Origin of the sequence: Pseudaestuariivita atlantica (genome assembly GCF_001205715.1) — a bacterium.
Classification (GTDB): Bacteria; Pseudomonadota; Alphaproteobacteria; order Rhodobacterales; family Rhodobacteraceae; genus Pseudaestuariivita; species Pseudaestuariivita atlantica.
The window spans coordinates 92836-111354 of the sequence record NZ_AQQZ01000009.1 but is presented as its reverse complement, the minus strand read 5'-3'; the positions used below and the strand labels follow the sequence as shown (position 1 = coordinate 111354).

Below are 18519 nucleotides of genomic sequence, written 5' to 3'. Positions count from 1 at the left end.
ATGACACCGGCGGCGCGGGTTCAGGCCGCGATCGAGGTTCTGGATGCCGTGCAGGCGGGCGCTCCGGCGGAACAGGCGCTGACGCGCTGGGCGCGGGCCAGCCGCTTTGCCGGGTCGAAGGACCGCCGCGCCGTGCGCGACCACGTCTTCGACGTACTCCGCCGCAAGCGCAGCCTCGCCTGCCTTGGCGGCGGCGACAGCGGCCGCGCCCTGATGCTGGGCCTGTTGCGTGCTGAAGGGGCGGACGTGGACGCGGTCTTTACCGGCGCGCGCCACCAGCCCGCATGCCTGTCAGAGGATGAACGCACCGCCGGGCACCCGCCCGCCACCCGTGCCGAGGCGTGGAACCTGCCCGACTGGCTGGTTCCGCTTTTCGAGGATGCGCTGGGCGAGACAGCCGCCGCCCAATGCCACGCACTGGCCAGCCGCGCGCCCGTCTTCGTGCGTGTCAACCTTCTGAAAACACACCGCGATGCTGCCATCGCGGCGCTGGCCGAAGACGGGATCGAGGCCGCGCCACACCCGCAGGTCGCCACCGCCCTGCGCCTTGGCGAGGGGGCCGCGCGCTTGCGCAATGCCCGCGCCTTCGCCGACGGGCTGGTAGAGCCGCAGGATGCGTCCAGCCAGTCGGTGGTGGCCGACCTGCCCGAATGCGACGGGCCGATCCTTGATCTGTGCGCGGGCGGGGGCGGCAAGACGCTGGCGCTTGCGGCGCGTTACGGGCGGGATATCGACGCCTGGGATGCGAACCCGGCGCGCATGGTGGACCTGCCGGCGCGGGCGGCGCGCGCGGGGGCCACGATCCGCTGCCTGCCGGACCGGCCCTCGGGGCCATATGCGCTGGTCCTGTGTGACGCGCCCTGTTCGGGAAGCGGCGCATGGCGGCGCGATCCCGGCGGCAAGTGGCTGTTTACCCAAGAAAAGCTGGACGACCTGACGCGCCTGCAAGCCGATATCCTGTCCTCCGCCACGGGTCTTGTCGCGCCCGGCGGCACGCTCGCCTATGCCACCTGTTCGGTCCTTCGCCCCGAGAACGAGGCGCAGGCCGATGCCTTCCTGTCCGCCCATCCGGGCTGGGTGCAAACGGCGTCGCACCGCCATGCGATCGACGAGACGGGCGACGGGTTCTTTTCTGCGCACTTAAAGCGCGACTAGAACTGTATCCTTTCAACCTGTGGCTATTTGTGACAGCCTTAATCACCGGTTAACCACCGGGCGCTGTAATGCACCCACGATTCTGACGGAGGCGGCGCGTTGGCACTAGCATTGCGGACATTCATCGGGCCCGTGCCCGTGCGCCTGTTGCGTTGGCGCAAGATTGTCAGCCTTGGAATCCTCGCACTCACCTTCTTCGGGGGCGCGGCACTGACCGAATCCGCGATCGTGCGGCTGGGCCTGTTCGCCGCCGCCGTGACGCTTGGCACCATCGTGATTGCGCTGGCCCTGCGGGAGACGTGGTGGCGGTTCCTGCAGGTCAAGACCAGCCGCGCCATCGGTAGTTTCGTCGTGAACGATGCCGCGATGTGTTTCGTCGCCGATGAAAGCGGTGCCGTGCAGTTCGCCAACCAGGCCGCGCGCGCGCGGCTGGGCGGACATGCGCGCCCGACGCTCGCCGCTCTTCTCAGCCAGATCTTCGCCGAACCGTCGGCAGTGCTTTTCAGGCTGCAGAACCAGGCCGAGGGGCATGGTCACGCGCAGGAGGACGTGGTGGTCGGGCGCACCCATCTGCGCCTCAGCGTGACGCGGGTGGGGGAGCTGACGTTCCTGTGGCGGGCGGAGGAGTTCAACCCCGACCGCCCGGTCACCAGCGTCCCCGACATGTCGAACCTGCCGCTGGTCACGGTAGGGCGCAACGGATCGGTCCTGCACATGAACCCCGCCGCGCGGGACCTTGTGGGCAGCCGCGTCAAGCTGGTGGAGCAGTTGCTGGTCACGCCGCCCCTGCGCCCCGGTGAGGTCAACCAGATCGTGACGGCGGATGGATCGGCGGATTGCCTTGTGGGGGAGGTCTCCTCCCGCCCCGGTCGGCAGGAATACTACTTCCTGCCGGGTGTCCAGTCGGCGGAGGCGCTGACCAACGATCCCATCGCCTTCGACGCGCTGCCGGTGCCGCTGATGAAGATCGCCCATTCCGGGGAGGTCCTGCGCGCCAATGTCGAGGCGAACCGCCTCGTGGGGCGGAGCGACGTGCAGGGACGCTCCATCGTGGAATTGATGGAGGGGCTGGGCCGCTCGATCCCCGACTGGCTGGAAGAGGCGGTGGCCGGCCGGGCGCCCAACCAGTCGGAATTCCTGCGCATCCAGCGCGACGACCGGGAGATTTTCGTCCAAGTCACGCTGAAGCGAATGGTGGAAAACGGCGCGCCGGCGCTGGTGGCGGTCCTGAACGACGCGACCGAGCTGAAGACGCTTGAAGCGCAATTCGTGCAAAGCCAGAAGATGCAGGCGATCGGCCAGCTTGCGGGCGGGGTGGCGCATGATTTCAACAATCTTCTGACAGCGATTTCAGGGCATTGCGACCTTCTTCTACTGCGCCATGACCAGGGGGATCCGGATTACGGGGACCTCATCCAGATCAACCAGAACGCCAACCGCGCGGCGGCGCTGGTGGGCCAGCTTCTGGCCTTCTCGCGCAAGCAGACGCTGCGGCCCGAGGTGCTGGACCTGCGCGAGACCGTGTCGGACATGGCGCATCTGCTGAACCGGCTGGTGGGGGAGCGGGTGACGCTGAACCAGATGCACGCGCCGCAGTTGAAGAACGTGCGCGCCGACCGGCGGCAGCTGGAACAGGTGATGATGAACCTCGTCGTGAACGCCCGCGACGCGATGCCCGGCGGCGGCGAGATCCGGATCGAGACGCGCTCGATCACCCTCACCGAACCGCTGGAGCGCGACAACGCGGTGGTGCCCGTGGGCGATTACGTGGTCGTCAAGGTGATCGACGAGGGCTGCGGCATCGCGCCCGACAAGCTGCAGAAGGTGTTCGAACCCTTCGTGACGACCAAGCGTCCGGGCGAGGGCACGGGGTTGGGCCTCTCCACGGTCTACGGCATCGTCAAGCAGACCGGCGGCTTCATTTTCATCGACAGCGTGGTGAACGAGGGCACCGAATTCACCCTCATGTTCCCCGCCAACACGTCCGACGTGGACCAGCCGGCGGTAGAGGCGCGCAAGGAGGACGTCACCAAGCAGGTGCGCCACGGCGACGGCGTCGTGTTGCTGGTGGAGGACGAGGCGCCGGTGCGGGCCTTTGCCTCCCGCGCGCTGAGGCTCCGGGGCTACACGGTGGTCGAGGCCGAATCGGCCGAGGACGCGCTGAAGACGCTTGAAGATGACGGGCTGGAGGTCGACCTGTTCGTGACCGACGTGGTCATGCCCGGCCTCGACGGCCCGACATGGGTGCGCAAGGCGCGGGAGAAGCGGCCGGGCGTCGGCGTGGTCTTCGTGTCGGGCTATGCCGAGGAATCGCTGAGCCAATCGCAGGCGCGGATCCCCAATTCGGTTTTCCTGCCGAAACCCTTCTCTCTCAACGAGTTGACGGAAACCGTGCAGCGGCAACTCGACTGACCGCGCCGTCAGGTCGCGGGCGTGCCGCCCTCGGCCGGGATCCCGTCCCACAACTCGAAATCGGCGGCGAACTTGCGGCGCAACCGACCTTCCAGCTTGGGATCAAGCTGCAACTCCATCTGCGGAGAGACGTTTTCGCGCGCGGTCTCGAGGGTGACGTCGAGCCGTTTTTCGAGAAACGCGCGCAGGCCCGGCTGGTCCTCGTAGCGGAAGAGATAGGTCGCGCGGGTGCCGTTGGGCCGCGGTTCGAGAAACTTCGCCTGGCTGCCGACATTGGCGAAACCGGGACTGTCGCCCTGGCAATAGGCGGCCACGAATTCGTTGAAATCGACGTGGTGCGTGGCGTTGGGCTTGCCCTTCATGAAGGGCCGCCGGCGAAACCGGTACCAGCTTCCCAGCCAGTCCACAGGGTGCCGCACCACGGCCAGCGATTCCATGTCGGGGGCGCCGTTTTTCTCGAACATCGGGCGGAAGAAGCGGTTGTAGCGATAGATCGGCGCGTGTTTCAGCTCGGGCGGGTTTGACACGACGATGTCCGCCCGCCCGGCCAGCGCGGTCTCGTAGGCGGTACTGCCGGTCTTGGGCACCGCGAGGAAAACCAGCCTTTCTTTCCAGAAAACAAGCATTTACCCAGCCAACTCCACGACATCCTTCGCCATAAACCAATCTTTAACGCCTTGCCGCGACAGTAAAGGTGAATCGAATTTTACTTGAAATGTTCTCGTTTTGGTCTGATAAGGCATTCAGAACAAGAGGTGAACAAAGCAGCAATTGCCGCCCCGGAAGGGGTGTGGAATAAGGACAAAACCCATGGCCACGGCAGATCTTCTCACGATGACTGGTAAAAAAGACGCGAACAAGCAGAAGGCGCTGGATTCGGCGCTGGCACAGATCGAACGGCAGTTCGGCAAGGGCTCGATCATGAAGCTGGGCGGCGAGAACGCCGTGCAGGAGATCGAGGCGACATCGACCGGCTCGCTGGGGCTCGACATCGCGCTGGGCATCGGCGGCCTGCCCAAGGGCCGCATCATCGAGATCTACGGGCCGGAAAGCTCGGGCAAGACCACGCTGACGCTGCATTGCGTGGCCGAGGAGCAGAAGAAGGGCGGTGTCTGCGCCTTCGTCGATGCCGAGCACGCGCTTGACCCGCAATATGCCCGCAAGCTGGGCGTGGACCTTGACGAGCTGCTGATCTCGCAGCCCGACACGGGCGAACAGGCGCTGGAGATCACCGAAACGCTGGTGCGGTCGAACGCGGTGAGCATGGTCGTGGTCGATTCGGTGGCCGCGCTGACCCCGCAGAAGGAACTGGAAGGCGACATGGGCGACAGCGCCCCCGGCCTGCAGGCGCGCCTGATGAGCCAGGCGATGCGCAAGCTGACGGCGGCGATCGCGCGGTCGAACTGCATGGTGATCTTCATCAACCAGATCCGCATGAAGATCGGCGTCATGTTCGGCTCGCCCGAAACGACGACGGGCGGCAACGCGCTGAAATTCTACTCCTCGGTGCGGCTGGACATCCGCCGGATCGGGTCGGTCAAGGATCGCGACGAGGTGGTGGGCAACCAGACCAAGGTGAAGGTGGTCAAGAACAAGGTGGCGCCGCCCTTCAAGGTGGTCGAATTCGACATCATGTATGGCGAGGGCATCTCGAAGACCGGCGAGCTCTTGGACCTTGGCGTCAAGGCGGGCGTGGTCGAGAAATCGGGCTCGTGGTTCAGCTATGGCGACGAGCGCATCGGGCAGGGGCGTGAAAACGCGAAGACCTTCCTGAAGGAAAACACCCGCATCGCCAACGAGATCGAGGACAAGATCCGCGCCGCGCACGGGCTGGATTTCGACATGCCCGAAGGCGAACGCAGCGAGGATGACGACATCCTCGAAGCGTGACCGGGCGCTGACGGGGGCCGCGCGTCCCCGGCATCAGGCCGCAACAAGACGACATAAAGACAATCAAGGCGTGCCCATGGGCGCGCCTTCCTTCGTTTTGGCGGTTTTCCTTCGCCGGGGGCTGCCTTAGAACGCTGACCAACACGCGCTATGAGGGCAGATCCATGCCAACGATGAACGATATCCGCTCGACCTTCCTGGAGTATTTCGAGCGGCAGGGTCACGAGGTCGTCCCGTCGAGCCCGCTTGTGCCCCGCAACGACCCGACGCTTATGTTCGTCAACTCGGGCATGGTGCAGTTCAAGAACCTGTTCACGGGCGTGGAAAAGCGCGACTACAGCCGCGCGACCTCGGCCCAGAAATGCGTGCGCGCCGGCGGCAAGCACAACGATCTGGACAATGTCGGCTACACCGCGCGGCACCATACGTTCTTTGAAATGCTGGGGAATTTCTCGTTCGGGGATTACTTCAAGACCGAGGCGATCCAGTTCGCGTGGGAGCTGATCACGCGCGATTTCGAGATCCCGAAAGAGCGGCTTTACACCACCGTCTACCACACCGACGACGAGGCGTTCGAGATCTGGAAGAAGGTCGGCGTGCCCGAGGACCGGATCATCCGCATCGCGACGTCGGACAATTTCTGGCAGATGGGCCCGACCGGCCCGTGCGGGCCGTGCACCGAGATCTTCTATGACCACGGCGATCACATCTGGGGCGGGCCTCCGGGCAGCCCGGAAGAGGATGGCGACCGGTTCATCGAGATCTGGAACATCGTCTTCATGCAGAACGAACAGTTCGAAGACGGCACGATGCGCGCGCTCGACATGCAGTCGATCGATACCGGCATGGGGCTGGAGCGGATCGCGGCGCTGTTGCAGGGGTCGAACGACAATTACGACACCGACACGATGCGCGCGCTGATCGAGGCGAGCGCGGATGCGACCTCGTCTGATCCCGACGGTCCCGGCAAGACCCACCACCGGGTGATCGCCGATCACCTGCGGTCGACCTCGTTCCTGATGGCCGACGGCGTGATGCCGTCGAACGACGGGCGCGGCTACGTGCTGCGCCGGATCATGCGGCGGGCGATGCGGCACGCGCACCTGCTTGGCGCGAAGGATCCGATCATGCACCGGCTGGTGCCCGCGCTGGTGCGGCAGATGGGGCAGGCCTATCCCGAACTGGGGCAGGCGCAGGCGCTGATCACCGAGACGCTGAAACTGGAAGAGACCCGGTTCAAGGCGACGCTCGACCGGGGTCTGAAGCTGCTGGACGACGAGCTGGGCGCGCTGCCCGAAGGCGCCGACCTGCCGGGCGCGACGGCGTTCAAGCTCTACGACACCTATGGCTTTCCGCTCGACCTGACGCAAGATGCGCTTCGCGAGAAGGGCCGCGGTGTGGATACCGACGGGTTCGACGCGGCGATGGCCGAGCAGAAGGCCAAGGCGCGCGCCGCCTGGGCCGGATCGGGCGATGCGGCGGATGCCACGATCTGGTTCGATCTGGCAGAGGCGCATGGCGCGACGGATTTCCTGGGCTACGACACCGAGGTTGCCGAGGGGCAGATCCTCGCGCTGGTGCAGGACGGGGCCGAGACGGGCACGGTCGGGCCCGGCGAGGCCGTGCAGATCGTGCTGAACCAGACGCCCTTCTATGCCGAGGCGGGTGGTCAGGTGGGCGATGCCGGGACGCTCGTGACCGAAACGGGCCGCGCGCGGATCGTCGATACGCGCAAGGTCGCGGACGTGTTCATCCACGTGGCCGAAGTCGAGGACGGGCAGATCGTCAAGGGCGCCGCGGCGCAACTGGAGGTCGACCACGCGCGGCGCACGGCGATCCGGGCCAACCACTCGGCCACGCACCTTTTGCACGAGGCGCTGCGCAACGCGCTGGGAGATCACGTGGCGCAGCGCGGCTCGCTCAACGCCGCCGACCGCCTGCGGTTCGATTTCAGCCACACCAAGGCGCTGACGCCGGAGGAGCTGAAGCAGGTCGAGCAGGAGGTGAACGCCTATATCCGCCAGAACGGCGCCGTCGAGACGCGCATCATGACGCCCGACGATGCCCGCGCCATCGGCGCACAGGCGCTCTTCGGCGAGAAATACGGCGACGAGGTGCGCGTGGTGTCGATGGGCCGGGCCAGCACCGGCAAGGGCGCGGATGGCGAGACCTATTCGATCGAGCTGTGCGGCGGCACCCATGTGCGCCAGACGGGCGACATCGGCACTTTCGTGACGCTGGGCGACAGCGCGTCCTCGGCCGGTGTGCGCCGGATCGAGGCGCTGACAGGTGCGGCGGCCTTCGACTATCTCAGCCAGCAGGATCACCGGCTGGCCGAGGTGGCGCTGGAGCTGAAGGCGCAACCCGGCGACGTGGCCGAACGGGTCCGGTCCCTGCTGGACGAGCGCCGCGCCTTGCAGAACGAGGTGGCGCAGTTGCGTCGTGACCTCGCCATGTCAGGCGGCGGCGGCGCGGCGGCGCCCGAGGCCGAGGAGGTGGGCGGCGTGAGGTTCCTTGCGCAGGTGTTGCAGGGGGTCACTGGCAAGGACCTGCCGGCGCTGATCGACGAACACAAGGCGCGGCTCGGCGCGGGCAGCGCGGTGCTGCTGATCGCCGATACCGGCGGCAAGGCGGCTGTGGCGGCGGGCGTGGTCGACGCGGACGTGTCGGCCGTGGACCTGGTCAAGGCGGCCGTGGCCGAACTGGGCGGCAAGGGCGGCGGTGGCCGCCCCGACATGGCGCAGGGCGGCGGACCGTCGGCGGAAAACGCGGAGGCCGCGATCGCCGCGGCGCGCGCGGTGATGGGAGGATAGGACATGCCGGCACTCTGGATTGCTCATGTGACGGTCACGGACGACGCGGCCTACGCGGAATACGCCAAGGGCGCGACCAAGGCGATCGCCGATCACGGCGGGCGCTTCATCGCGCGCGGCGGGCGGTACGTGCAGCTTGAAGGCACCGACCGGCCCCGCAACGTGGTGGCGAAGTTCCCCGACGTGGAAAGCGCCGAGGCGTGCTATCGCAGCGATGCCTACCAGGCGGCGCTGTCCCACGCGCGCGGCGCGTCCGAGCGTGACCTCGTGATCGTGGAAACGAGCGAATAAAACCGGGCACAAGGGGGTCGGCTGGCGAGCAGCCGACCTACTTGGGCACCCGGATGTAGGTCGGCTGCTGGTCAGCCGACCCCGCCCTCACTCGCCGCAGACGCCGACGAGGTTCTCGTATTGCCGGGTGATCCAGCCAAGCGCGGCCTCGGGGTCCTGGTTCTCGATATTGTCGGTGAAGCGGGTGAAGACCTTGGCCGACCGGCTTTCATCGATGATCGAAACGTTCTGCGACGACATGATCGTGTCGTAGACGAAAAAGGCGATGGCGATCAGCAGGATGCCGCGCGCCACGCCGAACAGGAACCCGAGCCCCTGGTCGAGCCCGCCGATGGCCGATCGCTGGACCAGCGAGGAAAAGAGCGGGGTGAAGAGCGAGGCGACCACCAGCACCAGCGCGAAGACCACCGCGAAGGCGCCGATCACCGACAATTCGCAACTGTCGGCAAGGAAGGAGCCCACGACCGGGATTTCCTTGATCAGCGGCTCGACCGTGGGGGCGAACATGAAGGCGAGGATGGTGGCGACCACCCAGCCCGCGATGGCCAGCGCCTCGCGCACGAACCCGCGTGAATAGGCCAGAAGCGCCGACACGACGATAACCAGTCCGACAACCCCGTCGACAATCGTAAAGTCCATCTGCGTCTGCCCCTTCGGCTCAGCCCGCTCCGAATACCTCGCCCACAAGGGCGGCGAGGTCCGGCAATCGTGTCCCTGCAATGCCCGCGACGCGCGTCTCCTTGCCCGCCGCCGGCCCGATTGCGGACGTGAAACCAAGTTTTGCCGCTTCTTTCAACCGGTTTTCTGCCTGCGTTACCGGCCGGAGCGCGCCCGAGAGGGAGATTTCGCCGAAGACGACGGCCCCTTCGGGCAGCGCCGTGTCCTCGCGCGCGCCCAGAAGGGCCGCGGCGACGGCGAGGTCGGCGGCGGGTTCGCTGATCTTCATGCCCCCCGCCACGTTGAGGTAGACGTCGAGCCCGGCAAAGGGGATGCCGCAGCGCGCTTCGAGCACGGCGAGGATCATCGCCAGCCGCGATCCGTCCCATCCCACGACGCTGCGGCGGGGCTGGGCATGGGGCGTGGGCGCGACCAGCGCCTGGATTTCCACCAGCACGGGCCGCGTGCCCTCGATCCCCGCGAAGACGACCGAGCCGGGCGCGGGCGTGCCACGTTCGCTGAGGAACAGTGCCGAGGGGTTGGTGACCTCGGCCAGCCCCGCGCCGGTCATCTCGAACACGCCGATCTCGTCGGCGGGGCCGAAGCGGTTCTTGACGCTGCGCAGGATGCGGAACTGGTGGCCGCGTTCGCCTTCGAAATAGAGCACGGTGTCGACCATGTGTTCGACGACGCGGGGTCCCGCGATCTGGCCTTCCTTGGTGACGTGGCCCACCTGCACGATGGCGGTGCCGGTGCGCTTGGCAAAGGTCGTCAATTCATGCGCGGCGGCGCGGACCTGGCTGACCGATCCCGGCGCGGCCTCGACGTTGTCGAGCCACATCGTCTGGATCGAGTCGATGATGGCGAGGCCGGGGCGTTCGGCCTCGAGCGTGGTGAGGATGTTGCGCAGGTTCGTTTCCGCCGCCAGCCGCACCGGCGCGTCCATCAAGCCCAGCCGCGCGGCGCGCATGCGCACCTGTGCCGAGGCTTCCTCGCCCGAGACATAGACTGTGGGAATGCCCGACCGGGCAAAGGCGGCGGCGGCCTGCAGCAGGAGCGTCGACTTGCCGATCCCCGGATCGCCACCGACCAGCGTGGCCGAAGCCGGAACCAGCCCGCCGCCCAGCACGCGGTCCAGTTCCGCCAGCCCCGACATGGTGCGGGGCGGCGGTGCTTCGGCCTCGCCCAGATCGCTGAGAGCAACGCTGCGCCCGCGCTGCGCACCCAGCGACTTGCCGGACGGTCCCTGGCTGAGCGGGGCCTCTTCCGAGATCGAGTTCCACTCGCCACAGCTTTCGCACCGCCCGGCCCATTTGGAGGTGACGTTGCCGCAGGAGGCGCAGACGAAGGAGGTGGTGGGTTTGGCCATGCCCCCTGATGCCGTCGGCGCACGCGGGGTGCAAGGCCCTAGCGGTCGGGCGCGCGTCTGCGGGCCGTCAGGTGCCCGATCGCGATGGACGCGAGGATACAGGCGGTGAAGAGGTAGAGGCCCCATGCGGCCTCCACCCGCCCGATGCCGATCCCCTTGGCCACGGTGATGTAGATCGCGATCAGGAAGATGTCGGCCATGGCCAGCTTGCCGAGGATGTCGAGCGCCGGCAGCAGCTTGCGCCGGGCGATGCCGAAATGAATGAGCGCAAGGCCCAGCGTCTTGAGATAGGGCGCGAAGAGCGCGAAGGCGGTCACGATCAGCGCCAGCACCACGTCGCTGTCCCAGAGCGATTGCAGGCCCGAGATCACGCTGATTTCCGACAGCCCGAAAAGCGGCAGCAGCCCCGCGCGCAGGAGCGGTGCGAACCACGCGACGGGGTAGAGCACCAGCAGGGACAGGTTGATCGCTTTCAGCCACATGGGCGCAATGTAGGCGCGGATGGCCGGGTGCGGGAGCCTCCGGCGGACATATTTGTGAAAGAGAAGAAGATCAGCGGACGGCCTCGATGGGTCCGTCGGCGCGACCGTGGATGAACTGGTCGACGTAAGGATCGCCCGAGTGGTCCAGATCGGCGATGGGGCCGGTCCACTGGATGCGGCCATCGTGCAGCATGGCGACATTGTCGGCGATGGTCCGGACGCTGGTCATGTCGTGGGTGATGGTGATGGTGGTGGCGCCCATCTCGGTCACGATTTCGCGGATCAGGTCGTTGATGACACCCGCCATGATCGGGTCGAGCCCGGTGGTGGGTTCGTCGAAGAAGATGATCTCGGGCTCGGCGGCGATGGCGCGGGCGAGGCCGACGCGTTTCTGCATGCCGCCCGAGAGGTCGGCGGGAAAGCGGTCGGCCACGTCGGGTTTGAGGCCGACGCGGCGCAGCTTGGCGATGGCGATGTCGCGGGCGGCGTCCTTGGATTGGTTGCGCATGAGGCGGAAGGCGACGTTCTGCCAGACGGGCAGGCTGTCGAAGAGGGCGCCTCCCTGGAAGAGCATGCCGAAGCGCGACAGGAAGGCGTCGCGGTCGTCATCGGAGCCGTCGACGGTGATGCGGCCGCTGTCGGGTGTGACGAGGCCGAGGACACATTTCAGGGCCACCGATTTGCCGGTGCCCGAGCCGCCGATGATGACCATCGAGGTGCCGCGCGCCACGTCCAGATCGACGCCGCGCAGCACGTGGTTCGTGCCGAAGGATTTATGGACGTCGTCGAACCGGATCATGCGGCGAAGAACAGTTCGGTGAGCAGGTAGTTCGCGGCGAGGATCAGCACGCTGGCCGAGACCACGGCGGCCTTGGTGGCAGCCCCCACGCCTTCGGCCCCGCGGCCCGAATTCATGCCGTGGTAGCAGCCCATCAGCGCCACGAGGAACCCGAACACCGCGCCCTTCACGAGGCCCGAACCGACGTCCCAGAATTCGAGGAAGTCGACGGTGTTTCTCAGATACGCGGCGGCGTTGAAATCGAGCCGGTTGATGCCGACGAGGTAGCCGCCCATGATCCCGATCGCGTCGCCCACGCCCACCAGCACAGGCATCGCGAGCGTGGCCGCCAAGATGCGCGGAACGGTGAGGTATTTCATGGGGTTGGTGGACAGCGTGACCAGCGCGTCGATCTGTTCGGTGACCTTCATCGTGCCGATTTCCGCCGCGATGGACGACGCGACACGGGCTGCAACCATCAGCCCGCCAAGGACGGGGCCCAGTTCGCGCGCCATGCCGATGGCGACGATGGAGGGCACGACCTCTTCGGCCGAGAACCGCGCACCGCCGGCATAGATCTGCAGCGCCAGCGCGCCGCCCGTGAACAGCGCGGTCAGGCCCACGACCGGCAGCGACAGCCAGCCGATCTGAACCAGCTGGATGAGCAGCGCGCGGGTGTAGAAGGGCGGGCGCAGGATATGGCTGACGGCATCGGCGGCGAAGAGCGTGATGCGCCCCGTGGTTGCGAGGATCGCCAGCACCGTGGCGCCAAGCGCCGCGAGGGGAGCGGTGAGCGCCGTCACGAATAGGTCCGGGCGTAGCGCGCCCCGAGCGAGGTGAGGATTTCGTAGCCGATCGTGCCCGCGGCATCGGCGACGGTATCGACGCTCTGGTGCGGGTTGAGGAGCGACAGCGCCTCGGGCATCTCGGGCAGGTCGGTCACGTCGACGGTGATCAGGTCCATCGACACGCGGCCCGCGACCGGGCAGGGCGTGCCGCCGTGCCAGAGGCGCAGAGCAGGCCCGCCCGCGCGCAGGATGCCGTCGGCATAGCCAGCGGCCACCGTGGCGATGCGGCTGGGGCGGGTGGCGGTGAAGGCATTGCCGTAGCCGACCGTTTCGCCCGGTTCCAGCTCGCGTATCTGGATCACCGGCAGGTCGAGCCGCACCACGGGGCGCGCATCGGCGAAGGGCAGCCCGCCATAAAGGCCGATGCCGGGGCGGGTGATGTCGAAATGCAGCGCCGGTCCCAGCAGGACGCCGCCCGTTGCCGCCAGCGACAGCGGGCAACCCAGCCCGCGCGTCATGTCGAGGAAAGCCTGCAATTGCTGGGCGTTCATCGGGTGCGCGGGTTCATCGGCGCAGGCGAGATGCGACATGACCATGCTGGGCGACTGGTCCTCGGCCACGTCGCGCAGGGCGGCCCATTCGGCGGGCTCCATCCCCAGCCGGTTCATGCCGGTATCAAGCTGCACGCCGAACGGGTGGCCGGGCAGGCCTTCGACATGGCGCAGCATCTGGTCGATGGAATTGAGAAGCGGGGTCAGGCGCGCGTCGCGGATCAGCGCGGTATCGCCCATCATGTGGCCGGAAAAGACGCAGATTTCAGGGCCTTGGCCAAGGGCCGCGCGCAGGGATGCGCCCTCTTCGGCGACCGCCACGAAGAACCGCCGCACGCCCGCCTCTGCCAGCCGGTGTGCGACCCGGTCGGCGCCAAGACCGTAGCCGTCGGCCTTCACGCAGGCGCCGGTTTCCACCGTCGGACCCGACAGTCGGTCCAGCGCCTGCCAGTTCGCGGCGATTGCGTCGAGGTCGATATGAAGATGTCCCGCGGCCATGACCGGGTTGTCCGTCGCGCGCGGGGCGGGGTCAAGCGAATTTGAGGCGGATGGGCGGCGGGCCTCAGAACTCCTGGTCGCCGCCGGTGTTCTGCCACGGCTTCACGAGGTTGCCGAAACGGGTGAAGCGGCCTTCGAAGGACAACTCGACCGTGCCGATGGGGCCGTGGCGCTGTTTGCCGATGATGACCTCGGCGCGGCCGTGCAGGCGCTCCATCTCTTCCTGCCACAGCGCCATCTTGTCGAGGTCGTGATCGCCGGGCTTTTCGCGTTCCTTGTAATACTCTTCCCGGAACACGAACATGACGACGTCGGCGTCCTGTTCGATCGACCCGGATTCGCGCAGGTCGCTGAGTTGCGGACGCTTGTCCTCGCGCGATTCGACCTGGCGCGACAGCTGCGACAGGGCGATGACCGGGATATCCAGTTCCTTGGCGATGGCCTTGAGACCTTGCGTGATCTCGGACACCTCGTTCACGCGGCTGTCCTTTGCCGAAGCGGGGCGCACGAGCTGGAGGTAGTCCACGATCAGGACATCCAGCCCATGCGTCCGCTTCAACCGACGGGCACGCGCCGCAAGCTGGGAGATGGGCAACGCGGGCGTGTCGTCGATGTAGAGGGGGCAGGCTTCGAGCGCCTTGGCCGCCTCGACGAACCGGCGGAATTCGGTTTCGGTCATGTCGCCCTTGCGGATCTGTTCCGAAGGCACCTCCGCCGCTTCCGAGAGGATCCGCGCGGCGAGTTGTTCGGCCGACATCTCGAGCGAGTAGAAGCCCACGACGCCGCCGTTGATCGCGCCTTCGCTGCCATCGGGCAGCTGACCGCGCTGGTAGGCCTTGGCGATGTTGAAGGCGATGTTGGTCGCAAGCGAGGTCTTGCCCATCGACGGACGCCCCGCGAGGATCAGAAGGTCGGACCGGTGCAGGCCGCCGAGCTTCTTGTCCATGTCGATCAGGCCGGTGGACACGCCCGCCAGCCCGCCATCGCGCTGGTAGGCGGCGTTGGCGACGTTCACGGCATCGGTGACCGCCTTGAGAAAGCTCTGGAACCCGCTTTCGGTCTGGCCCTGTTCGCCCAGCTTGTAGAGCGCCTGTTCGGCCTCCACGATCTGCTCTTTCGGCTCGGAGGCGACATCGACCTTGCCGGCCTTCGACGCGATATCCCGGCCCAGCCCGATCAGTTCGCGGCGGATGGCGAGGTCATAGATCATCTGCGCGTAATCGCGCACCGCGAAGGCCGATATCGCGGCACCCGCAAGCCGGGCGAGGTAGGGCGGGCCGCCCAGTTCCTTGAGGCCCTCGTCATCTTCGAGGAAGGTGGCGAGCGTGACCGGCGAGGCGAGGTTGTTCTTGGCGATCCGCGCGGCGGCGATTTCGAAGATGCGGCCATGCACCGGGTCGTAGAAATGCTGCGGCCCGATCAGGCTGGCGACGCGGTCGTAGACGTCGTTGTTGGTCAGGATCGCCCCGAGAAGCTGTTGCTCGGCCTCGATGGAATGCGGCATCGTATCCATCGCGGTGGCGTCGGTTCCTGCCGGAAGCGCGGCACCAATGGCCGTCAAGTCGTTCATCGAAGCGATCCCTCTGCTCGGACCTGGTCGTCTTGTGTCTGGGTCCGGATCGCGCGTCCCCCGCGACCGGTGGCCATGTTCTGGCAGATCGCGGGTGATGTGCCTAGGCGGATAGATATGTGGATGTCCGCCGGGAGAAACCTGTGGATCACTGCGCGACCATCCAGATAAAGTAGCAGATCGTGCGGGTATCGCAACATCGTGGATGGCCGGGTGGTGCGAATCGCGATTTATCCCGGTCTGCCCACATGCCTTTTCCACATGAAATTCGTGTCACGTGGCGCAAACCGGGGTTTGAGCTATTGTCGTTTGAGGGACTTAGCGGGAGGAAACGGTGGGCGGAAAAGCGGTTATGCTGGCGGGTTTGCTGGCCTGCGGGGCGACGGCCGCGGGTGCGTCGTTCACGCCGTGCGCGACGGACGCGATGCTTGTCTTTGACGGGTCGGCCTCGATGGCGGAGCGGGGGGATGCGGCGCGGGGAGAGGCGCGCATCGTGGATGCGCGCGCTGCCATGCGAAGGGCGCTGCCGCTGATCACCGTGCTGCGGCGGGTGGGGCTGGTTGTCTACGGGCCGAACGGAACGCCCGGCGACGGGCCCGGCGCCAGCCCGATGGAATCGGTGGGCTGCCGGTCGGTCGACGTGCGGTTCGGGCCAGAGACGGATACCGCCTCGCGCATGATCGGCGAGATCGACGCGCTGGTGCCCGGCGGCTCGACACCGCTGACGGCGGCGGTGTCCGAGGCGGCGGAGGCGCTGGATCACACCCGCGCGCCGGGGATCGTGGTGCTGGTGACGGACGGGCGGGAGACCTGTGGCGGCACGCCCTGCGCGCTGGCCGAAACCCTGCGGGCCGACAGCGCGGACCTTGTCGTGCACGTGGTGGGGTTCCGGGTGCGGGCGGATTACTTCGACTGGGAATCGGGCGAGGGCGGCGACCACGTGCAGGCCGAGACCCCGGCGCGCTGCCTCGCCGACCGCACGGGCGGGACCTACACCGCGACCGAAACGGTGGAGGAACTGGTCGCCGCGATGGATGCGACGCTCGGATGCGCGCTGATCGGGCGGGGGTTGGGTGAGGATCACCCAACCTACATGACCGGGCCGCGAAACGTCGGGTGAGGATCACCCGACCTACCGGTCGGTCAGGCGCGGGCGGCCTGCCATGCGCGGGGATCGTTCAGGAAATCTTCGACCCCGTCGAGCGTCGCCGCGTCGAAGCTGCCGCGCCGCTTGGCTTCGGCCAGAACGTCCCACCACGTGCAGAGGTGATGCAGGGTGATGCCGTGATCGCCCAGCGTTCTCTCGGTTTCCGGGAAGATGCCGTAGGAAAAGATCACCGCCGTATGGGCGCAGGTGGCCCCCGTTTCGCGGATCGCGTCCACGAAGCTGAGTTTCGATCCGCCATCGGTGGTGAGATCCTCCACCAGCAGCACCCGCTGCCCTTCGCTCATCGCGCCTTCGATCCGGGCGTTGCGGCCATAGCCCTTGGGTTTCTTGCGCACGTAGGTCATGGGCAGCGCCATGCGCTCGGCCACGAGCGCGGCAAAGGGGATGCCCGCCGTCTCGCCGCCCGCGACGTTGTCGAAGGCTTCGAGGCCCGCGCCGCGCATCACCGTCACCGTCAGGAAATCCATCAGCGTCGAGCGGATGCGCGGGAAGGAGATCAGCTTGCGGCAGTCGATATAGGTGGGCGAGGGCAGGCCGGAGGCGAGCGTGAAGGGCTCATCCGCGTTGAACAGCACCGCCTCGATATCAAGGAGCATGCCGGCGGTCAGTTGCGCGATGGTTTTCGGGTCGGGATAGGTGCTTGGGATCATGGGGCCTGCCGGTGGCGTGGAGTTGCGGGTGCGGGCAGCCGGTGTGTCAGGACACCGACCAGTGAAGCGGGAAACCGGGGTCGAAGACGGTGACGGGGCCGTCGCCTGTTTCAATCCGGTCGGGGTAGGTGACGGCGTCATCGCCGCGGGTGAGCGTGACGGTCGCGTCGTTGGCGGGCAGGCCGTAGAAGGCCGGGCCGTTGAGCGAGGCGAAAGCTTCGAGCCGGTCGAGCGCGCCTTCTTCCTCGAACACATGCGCGAGGATGGACATAGTGTTGGTGGCGGTGAAGCAGCCGGCGCATCCGCATCCGCTTTCCTTGGCCGCGTCCACGTGCGGGGCGCTGTCGGTGCCGAGGAACACGCGTGCATCTCCCGAGGTGGCGAAGGCGCGCAGCGCCTGACGATGCTCCTCGCGCTTGGCGACGGGCAGGCAGTAGTAATGCGGCCGGATGCCGCCCACCAGCAGGTGGTTGCGGTTGATGACAAGGTGGTGCGTCGTGATCGTCGCCCCCAGCCCGCCATCCGAGGCCTTCACGTAACCCACGGCGTTGGCCGTGGTTATGTGCTCCATCACCACCTTCAGGCCCGGCGTGGCGCGGCGGATCGGGTCGAGCACGCGGTCGATGAACACCGCCTCGCGGTCGAAGATGTCGATATCGGCATCCGTGACCTCGCCGTGCACGCAGAGCGGCAGGCCGATCTCGGCCATGCGTTCCAGCACCGGGCGGACCCGGTCGAAATCGCGCACGCCCGAGGCGGAGTTGGTGGTGGCCCCCGCCGGGTAGAGCTTGACCGCGTGCACGAGGCCCGAGGCATGGGCGGCGGCGACGTCGGCGGGATCGGTGTCCTCGGTCAGGTAGAGCGTCATCAGCGGCGCGAACGCCGCGCCGTCGGGCAGGGCGGCGAGGATGCGGTCGCGGTAGGCGGCGGCCTCGGCCCCCGTCACCACCGGCGGGACGAGGTTGGGCATGACGATCGCGCGGGCGAAATGGCGGGCGCTTTCGGGCAGGACGGCCTGCAGGACCGCGCCGTCGCGGAGGTGGAGGTGCCAGTCATCGGGGCGGCGGATCGTGAGCGTCTGGGTCATGGCCCGGTCGCTAGCATGCAGGTGCGCGGTTGAACAGGGGGGCCGGGACGGGGCAAGGTGGTGGCGGGACCGATGGAGGCTTTCGATGCTGTTGACCCTGATACTGGCGGCGCTTGCGGGCGCTTTCCACGGGACATTGCGCCCGCATGTCGCGGACCTGCTGGCGCGGGTGATGGACGAATCCGAAGCGGCGCCGTTGCTGGATGTGGCGAGCTTTGCCTGCGCCTTGTTGGCGGTGGCGATCTTGGTGTCGCTGAGCGGGCTGGGCGGGAACGCGGTGGTGATCCTCGCGGGCGGGCTGGCCGGCGCGTTTCATCGCCCGATCAAGGCATGGATCATGGAGCGGATGGGGTAGGCGCG

At 67.2% G+C, this 18519-nt stretch carries 17 protein-coding genes; 7 read left to right on the top strand and 10 right to left on the bottom strand.

Going from position 1 to position 18519, the window contains the following annotated elements; genetic code table 11:
* The gene (locus ATO11_RS17520) at nucleotides 1–1155 is read left to right on the top strand and encodes an RsmB/NOP family class I SAM-dependent RNA methyltransferase (protein WP_050532215.1); all 1155 of its coding nucleotides are present in this window, start codon (nucleotides 1–3) and stop codon (nucleotides 1153–1155) included.
* A 138-nt stretch (nucleotides 1156–1293) separates the two neighbouring features.
* Nucleotides 1294–3567: a hybrid sensor histidine kinase/response regulator gene (locus ATO11_RS17515; RefSeq protein ID WP_242601456.1), complete on the top strand. Its 2274-nt coding sequence runs from the start codon at nucleotides 1294–1296 to the stop codon at nucleotides 3565–3567.
* A gap of 8 nt (nucleotides 3568–3575) precedes the next feature.
* Here the strand turns inward: ATO11_RS17515 and ATO11_RS17510 are convergent, their stop codons facing one another.
* Nucleotides 3576–4193, bottom strand: coding sequence for a sulfotransferase family protein (locus tag ATO11_RS17510; protein ID WP_050532213.1), 618 nt, complete (start codon nucleotides 4191–4193; stop codon nucleotides 3576–3578).
* A 184-nt stretch (nucleotides 4194–4377) separates the two neighbouring features.
* Between ATO11_RS17510 and recA the strand changes: the two genes are divergently transcribed.
* The 3 genes from recA to ATO11_RS17495 all read left to right on the top strand — a co-directional run bounded on the left by recA (nucleotide 4378) and on the right by ATO11_RS17495 (nucleotide 8561).
* A complete protein-coding gene (gene recA / locus ATO11_RS17505) occupies nucleotides 4378–5457 on the top strand; it encodes a recombinase RecA (protein ID WP_050532212.1) in 1080 nt (359 codons plus the stop codon).
* Nucleotides 5458–5621: 164 nt separating this feature from the next.
* On the top strand, nucleotides 5622–8270 hold the full coding sequence (gene alaS, locus ATO11_RS17500) for an alanine--tRNA ligase (RefSeq protein WP_050532211.1): 2649 nt from the start codon (nucleotides 5622–5624) through the stop codon (nucleotides 8268–8270).
* Nucleotides 8271–8273: 3 nt separating this feature from the next.
* On the top strand, nucleotides 8274–8561 hold the full coding sequence (locus ATO11_RS17495; RefSeq protein ID WP_050532210.1) for a DUF1330 domain-containing protein: 288 nt from the start codon (nucleotides 8274–8276) through the stop codon (nucleotides 8559–8561).
* 87 nt (nucleotides 8562–8648) lie between these two features.
* Here the strand turns inward: ATO11_RS17495 and ATO11_RS17490 are convergent, their stop codons facing one another.
* From ATO11_RS17490 to ATO11_RS17460, 7 genes are all read right to left on the bottom strand, one after another.
* Nucleotides 8649–9200: a CvpA family protein gene (locus tag ATO11_RS17490; protein ID WP_050532209.1), complete on the bottom strand. Its 552-nt coding sequence runs from the start codon at nucleotides 9198–9200 to the stop codon at nucleotides 8649–8651.
* Between the two features lie 19 nt (nucleotides 9201–9219).
* The gene (gene radA, locus ATO11_RS17485; RefSeq protein WP_050532208.1) at nucleotides 9220–10587 is read right to left on the bottom strand and encodes a DNA repair protein RadA; all 1368 of its coding nucleotides are present in this window, start codon (nucleotides 10585–10587) and stop codon (nucleotides 9220–9222) included.
* 38 nt (nucleotides 10588–10625) lie between these two features.
* Nucleotides 10626–11069, bottom strand: a complete 444-nt coding sequence (locus ATO11_RS17480) for a paraquat-inducible protein A (protein WP_050532207.1) — start codon at nucleotides 11067–11069, stop codon at nucleotides 10626–10628.
* Nucleotides 11070–11139: 70 nt separating this feature from the next.
* Entirely contained in the window at nucleotides 11140–11868 is a 729-nt protein-coding gene (locus ATO11_RS17475; RefSeq protein ID WP_050532206.1) for an ABC transporter ATP-binding protein, read from the bottom strand.
* A complete protein-coding gene (locus tag ATO11_RS17470) occupies nucleotides 11865–12650 on the bottom strand; it encodes an MlaE family ABC transporter permease (protein WP_050532205.1) in 786 nt (261 codons plus the stop codon). The genes ATO11_RS17475 and ATO11_RS17470 overlap by 4 nt, the downstream gene beginning before the upstream one ends.
* Complete coding sequence (gene alr / locus ATO11_RS17465; protein ID WP_050532204.1) at nucleotides 12647–13684, bottom strand: alanine racemase; 1038 nt, start codon at nucleotides 13682–13684, stop codon at nucleotides 12647–12649. Before alr ends, ATO11_RS17470 begins: the two co-directional genes overlap by 4 nt.
* 64 nt (nucleotides 13685–13748) lie before the next feature.
* The gene (locus tag ATO11_RS17460) at nucleotides 13749–15254 is read right to left on the bottom strand and encodes a replicative DNA helicase (protein WP_050532203.1); all 1506 of its coding nucleotides are present in this window, start codon (nucleotides 15252–15254) and stop codon (nucleotides 13749–13751) included.
* A gap of 352 nt (nucleotides 15255–15606) precedes the next feature.
* On the opposite strand from ATO11_RS17460, the gene ATO11_RS17455 reads away from it, so the two are divergent.
* Complete coding sequence (locus tag ATO11_RS17455) at nucleotides 15607–16374, top strand: vWA domain-containing protein (protein WP_050532202.1); 768 nt, start codon at nucleotides 15607–15609, stop codon at nucleotides 16372–16374.
* A 23-nt stretch (nucleotides 16375–16397) separates the two neighbouring features.
* Here ATO11_RS17455 and ATO11_RS17450 read toward each other — a convergent pair whose 3' ends face one another.
* The gene (locus ATO11_RS17450; RefSeq protein ID WP_050532201.1) at nucleotides 16398–17072 is read right to left on the bottom strand and encodes an orotate phosphoribosyltransferase; all 675 of its coding nucleotides are present in this window, start codon (nucleotides 17070–17072) and stop codon (nucleotides 16398–16400) included.
* Between the two features lie 46 nt (nucleotides 17073–17118).
* The gene (pyrC, locus tag ATO11_RS17445; protein WP_050532200.1) at nucleotides 17119–18159 is read right to left on the bottom strand and encodes a dihydroorotase; all 1041 of its coding nucleotides are present in this window, start codon (nucleotides 18157–18159) and stop codon (nucleotides 17119–17121) included.
* An 85-nt stretch (nucleotides 18160–18244) separates the two neighbouring features.
* Here pyrC and ATO11_RS17440 point away from each other — a divergent pair, with 85 nt between their 5' ends.
* Nucleotides 18245–18514 carry a hypothetical protein gene (locus tag ATO11_RS17440; RefSeq protein WP_050532199.1) on the top strand — a complete coding sequence of 90 codons (270 nt, stop codon included), beginning with the start codon at nucleotides 18245–18247 and terminating at the stop codon, nucleotides 18512–18514.
* Nucleotides 18515–18519: the final 5 nt, after the last annotated feature.

Coding starts and splice junctions, on each gene's coding strand:
- ATO11_RS17520 (WP_050532215.1), top strand. CDS start 1: ATGACACCGGCGGCGCGGGTTCAGGCCGCGATCGAGGTTCTGGATGCC.
- ATO11_RS17510 (WP_050532213.1), bottom strand. CDS start 4,193: ATGCTTGTTTTCTGGAAAGAAAGGCTGGTTTTCCTCGCGGTGCCCAAG.
- recA (WP_050532212.1), top strand. CDS start 4,378: ATGGCCACGGCAGATCTTCTCACGATGACTGGTAAAAAAGACGCGAAC.
- alaS (WP_050532211.1), top strand. CDS start 5,622: ATGCCAACGATGAACGATATCCGCTCGACCTTCCTGGAGTATTTCGAG.
- ATO11_RS17495 (WP_050532210.1), top strand. CDS start 8,274: ATGCCGGCACTCTGGATTGCTCATGTGACGGTCACGGACGACGCGGCC.
- ATO11_RS17490 (WP_050532209.1), bottom strand. CDS start 9,200: ATGGACTTTACGATTGTCGACGGGGTTGTCGGACTGGTTATCGTCGTG.
- radA (WP_050532208.1), bottom strand. CDS start 10,587: ATGGCCAAACCCACCACCTCCTTCGTCTGCGCCTCCTGCGGCAACGTC.
- ATO11_RS17480 (WP_050532207.1), bottom strand. CDS start 11,069: ATGTGGCTGAAAGCGATCAACCTGTCCCTGCTGGTGCTCTACCCCGTC.
- ATO11_RS17475 (WP_050532206.1), bottom strand. CDS start 11,868: ATGATCCGGTTCGACGACGTCCATAAATCCTTCGGCACGAACCACGTG.
- alr (WP_050532204.1), bottom strand. CDS start 13,684: ATGGCCGCGGGACATCTTCATATCGACCTCGACGCAATCGCCGCGAAC.
- ATO11_RS17460 (WP_050532203.1), bottom strand. CDS start 15,254: ATGAACGACTTGACGGCCATTGGTGCCGCGCTTCCGGCAGGAACCGAC.
- ATO11_RS17455 (WP_050532202.1), top strand. CDS start 15,607: ATGCTGGCGGGTTTGCTGGCCTGCGGGGCGACGGCCGCGGGTGCGTCG.
- ATO11_RS17450 (WP_050532201.1), bottom strand. CDS start 17,072: ATGATCCCAAGCACCTATCCCGACCCGAAAACCATCGCGCAACTGACC.
- pyrC (WP_050532200.1), bottom strand. CDS start 18,159: ATGACCCAGACGCTCACGATCCGCCGCCCCGATGACTGGCACCTCCAC.
- ATO11_RS17440 (WP_050532199.1), top strand. CDS start 18,245: ATGCTGTTGACCCTGATACTGGCGGCGCTTGCGGGCGCTTTCCACGGG.